The sequence below is a fragment of the Klebsiella sp. D-Nf1 genome (assembly GCF_002810515.1).
In the GTDB taxonomy this organism is placed as follows: Bacteria; Pseudomonadota; Gammaproteobacteria; order Enterobacterales; family Enterobacteriaceae; genus Klebsiella; species Klebsiella variicola.
In genome coordinates this window covers 1-14,972 of record NZ_PIOK01000014.1, presented here as the reverse complement: position 1 = coordinate 14,972, position 14,972 = coordinate 1, and the positions used below count along the sequence as shown (strand labels likewise).

Sequence of the window (14,972 nt, the reverse complement as noted above, 5' to 3'; positions counted from 1 at the left end):
ACAAACGAGTAGCATAACGATGAGTCTGAACCTGGTAAGTGAACAATTACTGTCGGCAAATGGCCTGAATCATCAGGATCTGTTTGCCATTCTTGGTCAACTGACCGAGCGCCGCCTCGATTACGGCGATCTCTATTTTCAGTCGAGCTATCACGAATCCTGGGTTCTGGAAGACAGCATCATTAAAGATGGGTCGTACAACATTGACCAGGGCGTAGGCGTGCGCGCCGTCAGCGGCGAAAAAACGGGCTTTGCCTACGCGGACCAGATTAGCAAGCTGGCGCTGGAGCAGAGTGCTCAGGCAGCGCGGACGATTGTGCGTGATACCGGCAATGGCAAAGTACAGACCCTGGGAGCCGTTGAGTACAGCCCTTTGTACACCAGCATCGACCCGCTGCAGAGCATGAGTCGGGAAGAGAAGCTGGATATTCTGCGCCGGGTGGACAAAGTCGCCCGGGCGGCGGACAAGCGCGTGCAGGAAGTTTCGGCCAGCCTGAGCGGCGTTTATGAGCTGATTCTGGTGGCAGCGACCGACGGCACCCTCGCCGCGGACGTTCGCCCGCTGGTGCGCCTTTCGGTTAGCGTGCTGGTGGAAGAGGACGGCAAGCGTGAGCGCGGCAGCAGCGGCGGCGGTGGACGCTTTGGCTATGACTATTTCCTCGCCTCCAAGGAGGGCGACGTGCGGGCTGATGCCTGGGCGAAAGAAGCGGTGCGCATGGCGCTGGTGAACCTTTCGGCAGTCGCCGCCCCGGCGGGGATGCTGCCGGTGGTGCTCGGCGCCGGCTGGCCTGGCGTCCTGCTGCACGAAGCGGTCGGCCATGGGCTGGAAGGTGATTTCAACCGTCGCGGCACCTCGGTCTTTAGCGGCCATATGGGGGAATTAGTTGCCTCTGAGCTGTGCACCGTGGTGGATGACGGCACCATCGTCGATCGTCGTGGGTCGGTCGCCATTGATGACGAAGGCACGCCGGGGCAATATAACGTGCTGATCGAAAACGGCATCCTGAAAGGCTATATGCAGGATAAGCTCAATGCGCGTCTGATGGGCGTCGCGCCGACCGGTAACGGCCGTCGCGAGTCGTATGCCCATCTGCCGATGCCGCGTATGACCAACACCTATATGCTGGCGGGCCAGTCGACGCCGCAGGAGATTATCGAGTCGGTCGACTACGGTATCTTCGCGCCTAACTTTGGCGGCGGGCAGGTGGATATCACCTCCGGTAAGTTTGTCTTCTCTACCTCCGAGGCCTATCTGATCGAAAAAGGGAAGGTCACGAAGGCGGTGAAAGGGGCCACGCTGATCGGCTCCGGGATTGAAACCATGCAGCAGATTTCGATGGTAGGGAATGACCTGCGGCTGGATAACGGCGTTGGCGTTTGCGGCAAAGAAGGCCAGAGCGTGCCGGTGGGCGTCGGCCAGCCGACCCTGAAGGTCGATAATCTTACCGTCGGCGGTACCGCCTGATCCTGACCTGGTTCCCGGCGCCGCCGGGAACCGCTTCACCGGGCGATCCCGCGCCCGTGCATGCCCTGATAGATCTTCGCCACGTCGACAAAATACTCCGTCAGATAGTTGATACAGACCTGCACTTTCAGCGGCAGTTTATCCTTTTCCGTATACAGCGCGTAGACCGGCCGCGGATCGGATTGATAGCTGGGCAGCAGGATCTCAAGCTCGCCGCGGTTGATCTCTTCGATCGCCCACATCAACGGTACATAAGCGATACCCACTCCGGCTGTCAGCCAACGCACCAGCGTCATGGGGTCGTTGGTCACAAAGCGACCCTGCGGGATCAGGCGGGTTGAGATCCCTTCCGGGGCGATAATTTCAAATTCGTTATCCGGACGTACGCTATATTCCAGCCATGAATGGCTGGCGAGGTCGGCCGGTTTCTCCGGATTGCCTGCCTGTGCCAGATAGCTTTTGGCGGCGCATAATACCATCGGCATTGAGCCCAGGCGGCGGGAAAAAAGGCTGGAATCCTGCAGGGCGCCCACACGGATCACCACGTCAAGGCCGTCGGCGATCAGGTCAGGGGCTGGTATGCCGGTGACCAGATTGACGGAGAGTCCGGGGTATTCTTTCAGCATTTCCGCCGTTATGCGCGCCAGAACATTTTGTGCCATAGTTGAAGAGCAACCGATGCGCAGCGTCCCGATAGGGGTGTTATTAAATGCGTATAATTGCTCATGGACATCCTGCGCTTCAAATAGCATCCTACGGCAGCCCTGAAAATAGATTTTCCCGGCTTCGGTTAAGCCCAGGCTGCGGGTGCTGCGGTTAAGCAGCTTCACCTGCAGTTCGTCTTCCAGTTTGGCGACGGTCTGACTGATCGAGGAAACGCTCATCTGAAGCTGGCGGGCCGCCGCGGTGAATGAACCTAATTCGACCACTTTGGCGAAAACGGACATGCGTTTTAATCGTTCCATTATTCACTCTGGCTTAAAAGTGATTTAGATCACACATTGTAGATAATGCGGCAATCGTTACGTTAATATATTGTTAGCTACATAATAAACGCATCTGCTCACTACCTGTACGCTTCTTATTCAAGGTCATCATGAGTCTGTTTCCTGTCATCGTGATTTTCGGCTTATCGTTTCCGCCGATCTTCTTCGAGTTGCTTTTGTCGCTGGCCATCTTCTGGCTGGTGCATCGACTGCTGGTTCCGACCGGCATTTACGATTTTGTCTGGCACCCTGCACTGTTTAATACGGCGCTATATTGCTGCCTTTTTTATTTGATATCGCGCTTGTTCGTTTGAGGTTGATGTGAAAACACTAACAAGAAATATCCTCCGTACCGCTATTACCGTGATACTGGTCATTTTGGCCTTCGTGGCGATTTTCCGCGCCTGGGTCTATTACACCGCTTCGCCGTGGACGCGGGATGCGCGCTTTAGCGCTGACATTGTGGCGATTGCCCCTGACGTCTCCGGGCTGATTTCCCAGGTCAACGTCAAGGATAACCAACTGGTTAAGAAAGACCAGGTATTGTTCGTTATTGACCAACCTCGTTACCAAAAAGCGCTGGCGGAGGCGGAAGCCGATGTTGCCTACTACCAGACCTTAGCGCAGGAGAAGCGCGTTGAAGCGGGTCGGCGTAATAAGTTGGGCGTACAGGCGATGTCGCGGGAAGAGATAGATCAGGCGAACAACGTGCTGCAAACCGTTGAGCATCAGCTGGCGAAAGCGGTAGCCAGCCGCGATCTGGCCAGGCTGGACCTTGAGCGCACAGAAATTCGCGCCCCCGCGGATGGCTGGGTGACCAACCTTAACGTCTATACCGGGGAATTTATTACCCGTGGCTCCACGGCGGTGGCGCTGGTGAAAGAGAATACGTTTTACGTCATGGCCTATCTGGAAGAGACCAAGCTGGAAGGCGTCCGCCCTGGATACCGTGCGGAAATTACTCCACTCGGCAGCAGCAAAACGATTAAAGGGACGGTGGACAGTATCGCAGCGGGGGTGACCAACGCCAGCAGCAGTAGCGACGCGAAAGGGATGGCCTCGGTCGACTCCAACCTTGAATGGGTGCGTCTGGCGCAGCGTGTGCCGGTGCGTATTCACCTCGACCAGCAGCAGGGGAATCTGTGGCCATCGGGCACGACCGCGACGGTGGTGATCACCGGTAAAGAAGACCGCGATACCAGCCGGGCCAACTTCTTCCAGAAACTGGCTATGCGCCTGCGCGAATTCGGTTAATCGCTATGGGGACATATACCATTGCTCCCCGGCATCTCCGCTTTGCCATTAAGCTTGCATGCGCGGTGGTGCTGGCGCTGTTTGTCGGTTTCCATTTTCAGCTCGAAACGCCGCGCTGGGCGGTACTGACGGCAGCGATCGTCGCCGCCGGGCCGGCTTTTGCTGCAGGCGGCGAACCTTACTCTGGCGCGATCCGCTATCGCGGGATGTTGCGCATTGCCGGGACCTTTATTGGCTGTATTGCGGCGCTGGTTATCATCATCCTGATGATCCGCGCGCCTCTGCTGATGATGCTGGTCTGCTGCCTGTGGGCCGGATTTTGTACCTGGATTTCGTCGCTGGTTAAGGTCGAAAACTCTTATGCCTGGGGACTGGCCGGGTACACCGCGCTGATTATCATTATTACCATCCATACCAATCCGATGCTGGCGCCACAGTTTGCTGTCGAACGCTGTAGCGAAATTGTCATCGGTATTGTCAGCGCTATCGTCGCCGACCTGTTGTTCTCTCCACGTTCGATTAAAAAAGAGATCGACCTTGAGCTGGATAACCTGCTGATTGCGCAATATAAGCTGATGCAGTTATGCGTCGCCCACGGTGAAAAAGAGGAAGTGGATCAGGCGTGGGGCGCGCTGGTGCGTCGCACCACGGCGCTGGAAGGTATGCGCAGTAATCTGATCATGGAATCCTCTCGCTGGGCGAAGGCGAATCAGCGTCTGAAGGCGATCAATACCCTCTCGTTAACGCTTATCACCCAGGCGTGCGAAACCTACCTGATTCAAAACTCGCGCCCGGAAATGGTGACGGATGACTACCGTGAGCTGTTTGCTGAGCCGGTTGAGACAGTGCAGGATGTCCACCAGCAGCTGAAGCGTATGCGCCGTTTCCTGACCTGGAAAGGCGAGCATAATACGCCCGTCACCATCTACAGCTGGGTGGGCGCAGCCACGCGTTACTTATTGCTCAAGCGCGGCGTGGTGGGCAACACCAAAATCAGTCGCATTGAAGATGGTGTGCTGCGCGGCGAAGCGGTGGTCAAAGTGGAGTCTGCCGAGCGTCACCATGCGATGGTGAACTTTTGGCGCACCTCTGTCTCCTGTATCCTCGGGACGTTGTTCTGGTTGTGGACGGGCTGGACCTCTGGCAGCGGCGCGATGGTGATGATTGCCGTCGTTACCGCGCTGGCGATGCGCCTGCCTAACCCCCGAATGGTGGCGATGGACTTCCTTTATGGCACCCTGGCGGCGTTACCGTTGGGTACCTTGTACTTCCTGGTGATCATGCCGGCGACGCAGCAGAGTATGCTGCTGCTCTGTATCAGCCTGGCGGCGATGGCGTTCTTTATCGGTATCGAAGTGCAGAAAAGGCGTCTCGGATCGCTGGGGGCGCTGGCGAGCACCATCAACATTCTGGTGCTGGATAACCCGATGCAGTTTCAGTTCAGTCAGTTCCTCGACAGTGCGCTGGGGCAGATCGTCGGCTGTTTCCTTGCCCTGATGGTGATTCTGCTCGTCAGAGATAACTCACGGGCCAGAACCGGTCGGGTGCTGTTGAACCAGTTTGTCTCTGCGGCGGTCTCCTCACTGACAACGAACTCGGCGCGTCGCAAAGAGAATCATCTTCCCGCGCTCTATCAGCAGTTGTTTTTATTGCTCAACAAGTTCCCCGGCGATGTCGCCCGCTTCCGTCTGGCGTTGACGTTGATTATTGCCCATCAGCGCCTGCGCGATGCGCCTGTGCCGGTGAACGACGATCTGTCGGCCTTCCATCGACAGCTGCGACGTACCGCAGATCATGTGATCTCCGCCGGGAGTGATGACAAGCGTCGGCGCTACTTTACCCAGCTGCTGGCTGAGCTTGATGTCTATCAGGAGAAGTTGCGGGTCTGGGAAGCTTCGCCGCAGGTGACCGAGCCCGTGCGGCGGCTGGTTGAGATGTTGCACAAGTACCAGCATGTTTTGACCAGTAGTTAACCCGTAAACCGACGCCCAGGCGTCGGTTTTTTTATCGCTATACTTAACGGCGACAGGAAGAGAAGCGGGAGGGGCTGCCATGACCACCTATACGTTTGATTTTGACGAAATCGCCGAACAACAGGATTTCTACCGGGAGTTTTCCCGAACCTTTGAGCTGGCTCAGGATAAGGTCAACAACCTGGATTCACTGTGGGACGCGGTGACTGGTGGGCTGCTGCCATTGCCGCTGGATATTGAGTTTATTCATTTAAATGACATGCAGCGTCGGCGCTTCGGCGCACTGATTTTATTATTTGATGAAGCAGAGGAAGAGCTGGAGGGGGAGTTGCGCTTTAACGCCCGGCATGGCTAACGTTCATCTTTTAAACCGGGAAACACGGCTTTGATTTTCAGGATGACGTCATCGGTATCTTGCCGGCCACTAACATTGTGCTGTCGTTCGTGACCAGTGTTGAGCGATAAATGGCTGTTTTCATCAAAAAAGTAGATGAATTTAATACAAAAAGCGCATTATTCATGGTGATTTTTCGGGGATACACTGCCTGAAACGCCATCGCATTTTGTATTTGACCTGCTTTTGGCAGGTATTATCCAGGACCGAATACCATGAAAACCCTTCCTTTGTTATTCACCAGCAGCCTGATGCTGGGCACCATGTCGGTGACAGCCTATTCTGCTGAACTCCCAGGTTACGCAGATGGTGCGCAGGTTATTCACGTGGACCAGACTCGTGGCCGTATCGACACATTCAATGGCGTGGTTTACAGCCAGGTTAAAAACGCAGTCTCCGTGCGTCAGATGCACATGTCTTTGCTGGTGCCGCGCAATCACGATTTAAAGCCCGCCATTGTCTACTTCCCTGGTGGCGGCTTTACCAGCGCGGCATGGGATAAATTTATCGAAATGCGCATGGCGCTGGCGGAGGCCGGATTTGTTGTCGCCGCGGCGGAATATCGCACGGTGCCAGACACGTTTCCGGCGCCGGTTGTCGATGGTAAAGCGGCTATCCGCTACTTGCGCGCCCACGCGGCGGAATATGGCATTGACCCTAAACGTATCGGCGTGCTGGGCGATTCTGCCGGCGGCTATATGGCGCAGATGATGGCGCTGACGCACGGCGAGAAAGTCTGGGAGCAGGGTGATTTTCTCGACCAGCCCTCCGATGTCCAGGCCGCAGTGACGTTGTATGGCATCTCTAATCTATTGAATATTGGTGAAGGCTTCCCACCTGAGGTTCAGCACGTGCACGCCTCGCCGGCCGTGACGGAGGCGCTCCTGGTCCATGGAAGCGCCTTTCGCGACTGGCCTGGCGCTGCTATCGGCAGTGACCGGCAAAAAGCGCTCAATGCCAGCCCGATGGGGCATATCTCTCGTAATGAACCGCCAATGCTAATTATGCATGGCAGTGCCGACACCCTGGTTTCACCTGTTCAAAGCGCTCAGTTATATAAGGCATTAAAAGCGGAAGGTAATAAGGCAGACTATGTACTGGTCGAAGGCGCGGAACATGGCGACGATAGCTGGTATCAGAAGCCGGTTATCGATCGCGTGGTCAACTGGTTTAAAGCGACGCTCGGCGCGCCGGTTCACACTGCCAGCGGGACGAAAGATAAGGACGCCAATCTGTAAATCGCTGTTCCGCTGTGGAAGCGGAACGCATTGTTCGGACGGGCCCGGCGATGAACCAAAAAAAAGCCCCCGGCAGGCGGGGGCAAGTCGTCGAAATAAGACGACGAGGGTTTATTTGTACAGCTCAGCGGTGGCGTGCCAGCTATCGCCGGTACGTGCTTCAATAATACGGTAGCTGCTGGCGCCTTCTTTCTCGGCTTTAGCGGCCAGTTCATGACGCATGTCCATTGGCGCACTGCCAACCTGGGATACTGAGATGGTGCCCATGGACTGCAAATTTTGTGCTTGCTCAGCGTTGACTTGCTGAACGGCCGCGCTTGCGCCGAAAGAGAGAACGGAAGCCAGGCCAAGGGATGCGATGATCATTGCGCGTTTCATAATCTTTACTCCAGTCTTTGTTTTGCCGCGGCGGGGGATGTATGCACCCGGGCCGCGGTAGAGAATCTGTGTCGGGTTAGTCGTAGACGATTTAAAACTTATTTATAAAGCTCTGCGGTGGCGTGCCAGTGGTCGCCAGTGCGGGCTTCGATAATGCGATAAGAAGAAGCCCCTTCTTCCTGCGCTTTCTTGTTCAGCAGTTCATGCATATCCATCGGGGAAGAGGCTACCGCGCCGACGGAAACTGTGCCGATGGCCTCGCGGCCCTGGGCTTGCTCGCTGTTGATAACGTCAGCGGCAAAAGCGCCAAACGACACGAAGGACAGGATGCTGAGTGCTGCTACAGTGGTTTTGATTTTCATGATGTTCACCTCGTCGAATCTTTTTGTTGAGGGTCTTTGTTTCGTGACCCTCATCACAAAACCAAGTATACACTAATCACCAAAAATATTAATACCATGCTAATTGTTTTGCGAGTTAATAGTTACAATGAATTGCGCTTTTTATAACCGATAAGAATTAAAAATGACAACTTATCTGCAATGATAAGATTTATTTCTAATAAAATCATAAAGGTATACGAATTTGATCTTTCGTGCGTTTTAGGCGTTTCCCTTAAGTAAAAGAACGTATAGACGCGTTAAATCACACTAAATGTTAAATAATTGTTGGATTGAAGGGGCGTGAGAGAGAGAAAGAAAGGGAAGTCGCCCTCTGACGATTGCCAGAGGGGAATACTCAGAGTTCCTGTTCGAACAGGACCAGGATGGCGTCGTGCAGATCTTTCACCGTAAAGCCGCGCGCAGGGGTGGTAAAGATAGTGTCATCCCCGGCGATGCTGCCGAGAATACCTTCCGCCTTGCCCAGCGAGTCGAGAAGGCGGGCAATCAACTGCGCCGCGCCGGGGCTGGTGTGAATCACCACGACGGCATCGTTATAGTCGATATCCAACACCAGATTTTTCAGCGGGCTGGAGGTGGTCGGCACGCCAAGCTCAGCAGGCAGGCAATAGACCATTTCCATTTTGGCGTTACGGGTACGAACCGCGCCAAATTTGGTGAGCATGCGGGAAACCTTCGATTGGTTGATATTCTCGAAGCCTTCTTCCTGCAGCGCCTGGACAATCTCTCCCTGCGAGCTGAATTTCTCTTCTTTAAGCAGCGCTTTAAACGCTTTAACCAGTTCTTCTTGTTTTGCCGAACTTCGCATAAGTCACCCAGATTATGGTGGTAAAAACAACATCATTATGCATAATCGTGAATTTTTATGCAAATAATCCGCAACGGGATAGGTCAATAATGTTATGAAGGGGGCATATTTTAGCAAAAAAACCATATAAGGAACATGTTCACATCACAACGCTTAAAGCCATGTAAAAGTAAATGAAATGTTATTGAGTTGGTGTTGTTTTGCGCAACTGGCTGGGTGTATTGTAACCAACAGTCGATCCGGTACTTCGCTTTGCTGGATGGTCAGTCAGGAAGCATAAAGTGCGCCGCTGTTCTATTGCTACGCACAATAATGCATTCTTCAGCCATAATCATTGTAATTGTTCATCTTGTGAATTAAGGTCCAGGCGACGGAATAACGAAAGACTAAATTAACCATAATAAGGAGTTTAGGATGAAAGTTGCAGTCCTTGGCGCCGCCGGTGGTATCGGCCAGGCGCTTGCCCTACTACTTAAGACCCAACTGCCTTCAGGTTCAGAGCTCTCGTTGTACGACATCGCTCCGGTTACGCCGGGCGTGGCGGTAGATCTAAGTCATATCCCCACAGATGTAAAAATTAAAGGATTTTCCGGTGAAGATGCTACCCCGGCGCTGGAAGGCGCTGATGTGGTGCTGATCTCCGCGGGCGTAGCGCGTAAGCCCGGCATGGATCGTTCCGACCTGTTTAATGTGAATGCAGGCATCGTTAAGAACCTGGTGCAGCAGATTGCCAAAACCTGCCCGCAGGCCTGCATCGGTGTTATCACCAACCCGGTGAACACCACCGTGGCTATCGCCGCCGAAGTGCTGAAAAAAGCCGGCGTGTACGATAAAAACAAGCTGTTCGGCGTCACCACGCTGGACATTATCCGCTCCAATACCTTTGTCGCTGAGCTGAAAGGTAAATTGGCAACTGAGGTGGAAGTTCCGGTCATTGGTGGTCACTCCGGCGTCACCATACTGCCATTATTGTCGCAGATCCCGGGCGTCAGCTTCAGCGAGCAGGAAGTGGCTGATCTGACTAAACGCATTCAAAACGCCGGTACCGAAGTCGTGGAAGCGAAAGCGGGCGGCGGGTCGGCGACATTGTCGATGGGTCAGGCGGCTGCGCGCTTTGGTCTCTCTCTGGTTCGCGCGATGCAGGGCGAAAAAGGTGTGGTGGAGTGCGCCTACGTGGAAGGCGACGGCCACTATGCGCGTTTCTTCTCCCAGCCGTTGCTGCTAGGGAAAAACGGCGTGGAAGAGCGTCAGTCTATCGGCAAACTCAGCGCCTTTGAGCAGCAGGCGCTGGAAGGCATGCTGGACACCCTGAAAAAAGATATCGCGCTCGGCGAAGACTTCGTCAACAAGTAACCTCGCATGATCAAAAAAGCCGGAACCGTTGTTCCGGCTTTTTATTGCCTCACTTTTCGCCCCAATGCGCCAGCGGTCAGGCAAATCTGCTAAAATCCCCCGCGTTTTAAGCCACCAGCCATGAGGACAGCGTGAAAAAGATCGAAAGAAAACAGACCCGGGACCAAATCGCGCAGATGATTCGTTATCAGATCCTCTCCGGCGCTATGAAACCTGGGGAGGAACTGACCCAGGAGAACATCGCGGAACAGTTGGGACTTTCACGTATGCCGGTTAGGGAAGCGCTACAGTCCCTTGAACAGGAAGGGTTTCTGGTGCGCTTGCCTAACCGACATATGCAGGTCTCCACGCTGGCCGTCGAGGATGTGAGCCATATTTTTCGCGTCATCGCGGTGATGGCTGCGGAACTGTTTGCCCTCGTGCCGGCAAATCAGGGGGAATTACTTCGCGCACGCGCGCAGGCGCGTGCTGGCGATAACGCTGGTGAACTGGCGTTTCATCAGTTGCTGATTTCCTATCTTGATAACCGCTATCTGGCAAAGGCGTATCAGCAATTTTTGGATGGTTATATTTCCTATGTCATTCTGTACCTGAAAGAGGATGGCCAGGAGTCGGCGCAGATCCTGAGCGAACTGGCGAGCGCTATTGGCCGTGGTGAAGGCGAAAAAATTGCTCAGGCAACACAGCGTTATTTCCTTATGCTTGCGGAGATAATGCGTCAACATATGAAGGATTGGGAAAGTGCAGAAGCCTAAATTAGGGAAAATTAAGCTTCTTTCTGCGAAGGAGCAGGTTGCGGCGGTTTTGCGTAAAGCGATCCTTTCGCGGGATTTAGTGGAAGGGCAGGAAATTACCCTTGAAGGGATTGCCAGAATGGTTGGCGTCTCCAGCATGCCGGTACGTGAAGCGTTTCAAATTTTAGCCGCCGATGGCCTGATTCAAGTGCGGCCGAATAAAGGTGCGGTGGTGCTGGGGATTAATGAGCAGACTATCCGTGAGCATTACGAAATTCGCGCCGTACTGGAAAGTGAAGCGGTGGCGAAAGCTTCTCGTCAAGGGACCGATATTTCACGCATCGCTCAGGTTCACTATGCCGCAGAGAAGGCGCTGGCAGACAATAATTCTGCTGAATATTCCGACCTGAATCAGGCCTTCCACATGGAGATCTGGAACGCGGCGGGAAATGAAAAAATGAAGATGCTGCTCTGCAACATGTGGAACGGACTGTCGATGGGGCACAAGGTGACTGAAGAAGAGTACGCCGTCATTTCTATCCGTGAACATAAAGCGATCTTACAAGCGCTTGAGCAGCATAACGAAGCGCTGGCCCGCCAGCGAATGCATGAACATATTATCCGCTCAATGGAGAATATGCTCACCCGATACCTGCCCGATCCTGCTCCCTGACCGGATCGATTGCCAGCGAGTGGCTGGCATTTGTTATATTTATCAACGTTATTAATTCCTTCACGTGACGATCTGCGCAGGATCTTGATGCAGATCTCATTGCGCGATCATTCCACAAAAACGCATTGACTTACTTTTTACATGGGCATAATTTCTCCCTCGTCAATATTGGATACAATATCATATATCATTGATAGGAAAAATTATAAGTATGGAACCGATTACCATCACCCTATGTTTGCTGGTGTTCGCTATCGTCATGTTCGTGTGGGAGAAGGTGCCGCTGGCAGTGACTTCCATGGTGGTCTGCGTGGCGTTAGTGGTCACTGGCGTATTGGATCTGAAGCAGGCCTTTGCCGGTTTTATCGACAGCAACGTCATTCTTTTCGTCGCCATGTTTATCGTTGGCGGGGCGTTGTTTGAAACCGGGATGGCCAATAAAGTCGGTGGGGTGATCACCCACTTCGCCAAAACGGAGAAGCAGCTGATCTTCACCATCATGGTGGTCGTCGGCGTGATGTCAGGTTTTCTCTCCAATACCGGTACGGCAGCAGTATTAATCCCGGTCGTTATCGGTGTCGCGGCGAAATCGGGATTTTCCCGCTCGCGTCTGCTGATGCCGCTGGTGTTTGCTGCCGCGCTGGGCGGCAACCTGTCGCTGATTGGCGCCCCGGGCAACCTGATCGCGCAATCGGCCTTGCAGAACATCGGCAGCGGCTTCGGTTTCTTTGAGTATGCGAAAGTGGGTCTACCGATGCTGGTCTGCGGCATCCTCTATTTCCTGACCATCGGCTATAAGTTTTTGCCTAATAATCCAAACAGCGGGGAAGTGGGCAGCGTCGGCGAACAGCGGGATTACAGCCACGTTCCACGCTGGAAGCAGATCCTGTCCCTGGTGGTGCTGATCGCCACGATCCTCGGCATGATTTTCGAAAAACAGACCGGCATTAGCCTGGCGGTGGCCGGCTGTATCGGTGCCCTGGTGCTGGTGGTTACCGGGGTGCTGACGGAAAAGCAAGCTTACAAGGCCATTGATTCACAGACTATTTTTATCTTCGGCGGCACCCTGGCGCTGGCAAAGGCGCTGGAAATGACCGGGGCGGGCAAGCTGGTGGCTGACCAGGTTATCGGTCTGCTGGGCAACAACTCCTCACCGTTTATGCTGCTGGTGGTGGTCTTTGCTCTCTCCGTGGTGATGACCAACTTTATGTCCAATACCGCCACCGTCGCGCTGTTGGTGCCGGTGAGCCTGTCGATTGCCGCCGGTATGGGCGCCGATCCGCGTGCGGTGCTGATGGCGACCGTTATTGGCAGCTCCTGTGCTTATGCGACGCCGATCGGTATGCCCGCCAATATGATGGTGCTGTCGGCCGGGGGCTATAAGTTCGTCGATTACGCCAAATCCGGCATCCCTCTGATTATCGTTTCCACCATTGTCAGCCTGATCCTGCTGCCAATACTTTTCCCTTTTCATCCGTAATTTACGGACGCTGTTCTGACTAAGGAGCCTTTATGAGCAAAAGTGAACAGATATTCCGCATGACCGACATCATGGCCAGATTTGTGGGATATACCGGCAAAGTATTGCCTGATGACGTCACAGCAAAACTAAAAGAGTTGCATAAGAAAGAGACCAGCCAACTGGCGGACGTCATCTTTACCACCATGATTGAAAACCAGCGTCTGGCGAAAGAGCTGGATCGTCCCTCCTGCCAGGATACCGGCGTGATCCAGTTTCTGGTGGAGTGCGGCGCCAACTTTCCGCTGATCGGTGAACTGGAAGCGCTGTTGCGCGAATCGGTGATCAAAGCCACCGTCGACTCCCCGCTGCGCCATAACAGCGTCGAGACCTTTGATGAATACAACACCGGTAAAAACGTCGGCAAAGGGACGCCCACCGTTTTTTGGGAGATCGTCCCGGATTCCGACCAGTGCAGCATCTACACCTATATGGCGGGCGGCGGCTGCTCGCTGCCGGGCAAAGCGATGGTGCTGATGCCTGGCGCTGGCTATGAAGGGGTGACCCGCTTTGTGCTGGATGTGATGACCAGCTATGGCCTGAACGCCTGTCCGCCATTGTTGGTTGGCGTTGGGGTGGCAACGTCGGTGGAAACCGCGGCGCTGCTGTCGAAGAAAGCGCTGATGCGCCCGATTGGCTCGCACAATGATAACGAACGCGCGGCATCGCTGGAAAAAATGCTCGAAGACGGCATCAACAAAATCGGCCTTGGCCCGCAGGGGATGTCCGGCAATACCTCCGTGATGGGCGTCAATATCGAAAATACCGCACGCCATCCTTCCACCATTGGCGTGGCGGTCAACGTCGGCTGCTGGTCGCACCGCAAAGGACATATCGTTTTCGATAAAGACCTGAACTACACCATTACGTCTCACACAGGAGTGGCTTTCTGATGACTAAAAAAATACTCACTACGCCCATTAAAGATGAAGATTTAGCCGATATTAAAGCGGGCGATATTATTTATCTCAATGGCCATATTGTGACCTGTCGCGATGTTGCCCATCGCCGTTTAATTGAGGGCGGTCGTGAATTACCGGTTAACGTTGCCGGCGGCGCGATATTACACGCCGGGCCGATCGTTCGGCCAATTAAAGGTTCGCAAGATAAATTCGAAATGGTCTCCGTTGGGCCGACGACCAGTATGCGCATGGAGAAGTTTGAAAAAGAGTTTATTGCTAAAACCGGGGTGAAATTAATTGTCGGCAAAGGCGGTATGGGTAAGGGGACCGAAGAGGGCTGCGCCGAGCATAAAGCCTTGCACTGCGTGTTTCCGGCCGGCTGCGCGGTTGTCGCCGCGGTCTGCGTCGAAGAAATCGAAGATGCGCAGTGGCGTGATTTAGGGATGCCGGAAACTTTATGGGTCTGTCGGGTGAAAGAGTTCGGGCCGTTAATTGTCTCAATCGATACCCACGGCAATAACCTGTTTGAGCAGAATAAAGTGATCTTTAATCAGCGCAAAGACATTGTCGCCGATGAAATCTGCAAACATGTGAGCTTCATTAAATAACCCCGATTGAATATATAGCGCAGTAATGGCAGCGGTAGCTGACCGTTAAACAGAGGCTTCTGACCAGGTGGTCCGGGGAAATCCACTCGGCTAACACGGTCTGCCGTTAGCCATTATTGCGCCCCTCCCAAAGGCTATTTTATGACTGACAATGCCGTCCTGTTAGGCGAAGGCTTCACCCTGATGTTTCTCGGCATGGGCTTTGTGCTGGTGTTCCTGCTGCTGCTCATCTTTGCCATTCAGGGAATGTCCCTCGCCGTGAACCGTCTGTTCCCTGAGCCGCCTG

General features: G+C 54.0%; 17 protein-coding genes. 13 read left to right on the top strand and 4 right to left on the bottom strand.

Going from position 1 to position 14,972, the window contains the following annotated elements:
• The first annotated feature begins 19 nt into the window (after positions 1-19).
• Positions 20-1,465 (top strand): metalloprotease TldD, encoded by a 1,446-nt coding sequence (gene tldD / locus CWM54_RS27020; protein WP_100699140.1) that lies wholly within the window; start codon positions 20-22, stop codon positions 1,463-1,465.
• Between the two features lie 35 nt (positions 1,466-1,500).
• Here tldD and aaeR read toward each other — a convergent pair whose 3' ends face one another.
• Positions 1,501-2,430, bottom strand: a complete 930-nt coding sequence (aaeR, locus tag CWM54_RS27015) for an HTH-type transcriptional activator AaeR (protein ID WP_061153161.1) — start codon at positions 2,428-2,430, stop codon at positions 1,501-1,503.
• Between the two features lie 131 nt (positions 2,431-2,561).
• On the opposite strand from aaeR, the gene aaeX reads away from it, so the two are divergent.
• The 5 genes from aaeX (at position 2,562) to CWM54_RS26990 (ending at position 7,310) form a co-directional block, all read left to right on the top strand.
• A complete protein-coding gene (aaeX, locus tag CWM54_RS27010; protein WP_002918640.1) occupies positions 2,562-2,765 on the top strand; it encodes a p-hydroxybenzoic acid efflux pump operon protein AaeX in 204 nt (67 codons plus the stop codon).
• 7 nt (positions 2,766-2,772) lie between these two features.
• The gene (gene aaeA / locus CWM54_RS27005) at positions 2,773-3,705 is read left to right on the top strand and encodes a p-hydroxybenzoic acid efflux pump subunit AaeA (RefSeq protein WP_100682180.1); all 933 of its coding nucleotides are present in this window, start codon (positions 2,773-2,775) and stop codon (positions 3,703-3,705) included.
• A gap of 5 nt (positions 3,706-3,710) precedes the next feature.
• The gene (gene aaeB / locus CWM54_RS27000) at positions 3,711-5,678 is read left to right on the top strand and encodes a p-hydroxybenzoic acid efflux pump subunit AaeB (RefSeq protein WP_061153163.1); all 1,968 of its coding nucleotides are present in this window, start codon (positions 3,711-3,713) and stop codon (positions 5,676-5,678) included.
• Between the two features lie 79 nt (positions 5,679-5,757).
• Entirely contained in the window at positions 5,758-6,033 is a 276-nt protein-coding gene (locus tag CWM54_RS26995) for a barstar family protein (RefSeq protein ID WP_061153164.1), read from the top strand.
• 254 nt (positions 6,034-6,287) lie between these two features.
• A complete protein-coding gene (locus CWM54_RS26990) occupies positions 6,288-7,310 on the top strand; it encodes an alpha/beta hydrolase (protein WP_100682181.1) in 1,023 nt (340 codons plus the stop codon).
• 111 nt (positions 7,311-7,421) lie between these two features.
• Here the strand turns inward: CWM54_RS26990 and yhcN-B are convergent, their stop codons facing one another.
• The 3 genes from yhcN-B to argR all read right to left on the bottom strand — a co-directional run bounded on the left by yhcN-B (position 7,422) and on the right by argR (position 8,897).
• The gene (yhcN-B, locus tag CWM54_RS26985) at positions 7,422-7,688 is read right to left on the bottom strand and encodes a DUF1471 family stress response protein YhcN-B (protein WP_061153165.1); all 267 of its coding nucleotides are present in this window, start codon (positions 7,686-7,688) and stop codon (positions 7,422-7,424) included.
• A gap of 98 nt (positions 7,689-7,786) precedes the next feature.
• Positions 7,787-8,050: a peroxide/acid stress response protein YhcN gene (gene yhcN / locus CWM54_RS26980; protein WP_061153166.1), complete on the bottom strand. Its 264-nt coding sequence runs from the start codon at positions 8,048-8,050 to the stop codon at positions 7,787-7,789.
• 376 nt (positions 8,051-8,426) lie between these two features.
• Complete coding sequence (gene argR / locus CWM54_RS26975; RefSeq protein WP_002918625.1) at positions 8,427-8,897, bottom strand: transcriptional regulator ArgR; 471 nt, start codon at positions 8,895-8,897, stop codon at positions 8,427-8,429.
• Positions 8,898-9,311: 414 nt separating this feature from the next.
• Here argR and mdh point away from each other — a divergent pair, with 414 nt between their 5' ends.
• From mdh to CWM54_RS26940, 7 genes are all read left to right on the top strand, one after another.
• Positions 9,312-10,250: a malate dehydrogenase gene (mdh, locus tag CWM54_RS26970; RefSeq protein ID WP_100699138.1), complete on the top strand. Its 939-nt coding sequence runs from the start codon at positions 9,312-9,314 to the stop codon at positions 10,248-10,250.
• A gap of 131 nt (positions 10,251-10,381) precedes the next feature.
• Positions 10,382-11,005 (top strand): GntR family transcriptional regulator, encoded by a 624-nt coding sequence (locus CWM54_RS26965; protein WP_100699136.1) that lies wholly within the window; start codon positions 10,382-10,384, stop codon positions 11,003-11,005.
• Complete coding sequence (locus tag CWM54_RS26960) at positions 10,992-11,657, top strand: GntR family transcriptional regulator (protein WP_061153169.1); 666 nt, start codon at positions 10,992-10,994, stop codon at positions 11,655-11,657. The genes CWM54_RS26965 and CWM54_RS26960 overlap by 14 nt, the downstream gene beginning before the upstream one ends.
• Before the next feature lie 211 nt (positions 11,658-11,868).
• Complete coding sequence (locus CWM54_RS26955; protein WP_012967161.1) at positions 11,869-13,137, top strand: SLC13 family permease; 1,269 nt, start codon at positions 11,869-11,871, stop codon at positions 13,135-13,137.
• A gap of 32 nt (positions 13,138-13,169) precedes the next feature.
• Positions 13,170-14,069 carry a L(+)-tartrate dehydratase subunit alpha gene (gene ttdA / locus CWM54_RS26950; protein ID WP_100699134.1) on the top strand — a complete coding sequence of 300 codons (900 nt, stop codon included), beginning with the start codon at positions 13,170-13,172 and terminating at the stop codon, positions 14,067-14,069.
• Positions 14,069-14,686 (top strand): L(+)-tartrate dehydratase subunit beta, encoded by a 618-nt coding sequence (gene ttdB, locus CWM54_RS26945; RefSeq protein ID WP_061153172.1) that lies wholly within the window; start codon positions 14,069-14,071, stop codon positions 14,684-14,686. The genes ttdA and ttdB overlap by 1 nt, the downstream gene beginning before the upstream one ends.
• A gap of 141 nt (positions 14,687-14,827) precedes the next feature.
• Positions 14,828-14,972, top strand: a 145-nt coding sequence (locus tag CWM54_RS26940; protein WP_100698541.1) for an OadG family transporter subunit, incomplete at its 3' end; no start/stop codon positions are given.

Coding starts and splice junctions, on each gene's coding strand:
- aaeR (WP_061153161.1), bottom strand. CDS start 2,430: ATGGAACGATTAAAACGCATGTCCGTTTTCGCCAAAGTGGTCGAATTA.
- yhcN-B (WP_061153165.1), bottom strand. CDS start 7,688: ATGAAACGCGCAATGATCATCGCATCCCTTGGCCTGGCTTCCGTTCTC.
- yhcN (WP_061153166.1), bottom strand. CDS start 8,050: ATGAAAATCAAAACCACTGTAGCAGCACTCAGCATCCTGTCCTTCGTG.
- aaeB (WP_061153163.1), top strand. CDS start 3,711: ATGGGGACATATACCATTGCTCCCCGGCATCTCCGCTTTGCCATTAAG.
- CWM54_RS26995 (WP_061153164.1), top strand. CDS start 5,758: ATGACCACCTATACGTTTGATTTTGACGAAATCGCCGAACAACAGGAT.
- CWM54_RS26990 (WP_100682181.1), top strand. CDS start 6,288: ATGAAAACCCTTCCTTTGTTATTCACCAGCAGCCTGATGCTGGGCACC.
- aaeX (WP_002918640.1), top strand. CDS start 2,562: ATGAGTCTGTTTCCTGTCATCGTGATTTTCGGCTTATCGTTTCCGCCG.
- CWM54_RS26955 (WP_012967161.1), top strand. CDS start 11,869: ATGGAACCGATTACCATCACCCTATGTTTGCTGGTGTTCGCTATCGTC.
- ttdB (WP_061153172.1), top strand. CDS start 14,069: ATGACTAAAAAAATACTCACTACGCCCATTAAAGATGAAGATTTAGCC.
- tldD (WP_100699140.1), top strand. CDS start 20: ATGAGTCTGAACCTGGTAAGTGAACAATTACTGTCGGCAAATGGCCTG.
- mdh (WP_100699138.1), top strand. CDS start 9,312: ATGAAAGTTGCAGTCCTTGGCGCCGCCGGTGGTATCGGCCAGGCGCTT.
- ttdA (WP_100699134.1), top strand. CDS start 13,170: ATGAGCAAAAGTGAACAGATATTCCGCATGACCGACATCATGGCCAGA.
- argR (WP_002918625.1), bottom strand. CDS start 8,897: ATGCGAAGTTCGGCAAAACAAGAAGAACTGGTTAAAGCGTTTAAAGCG.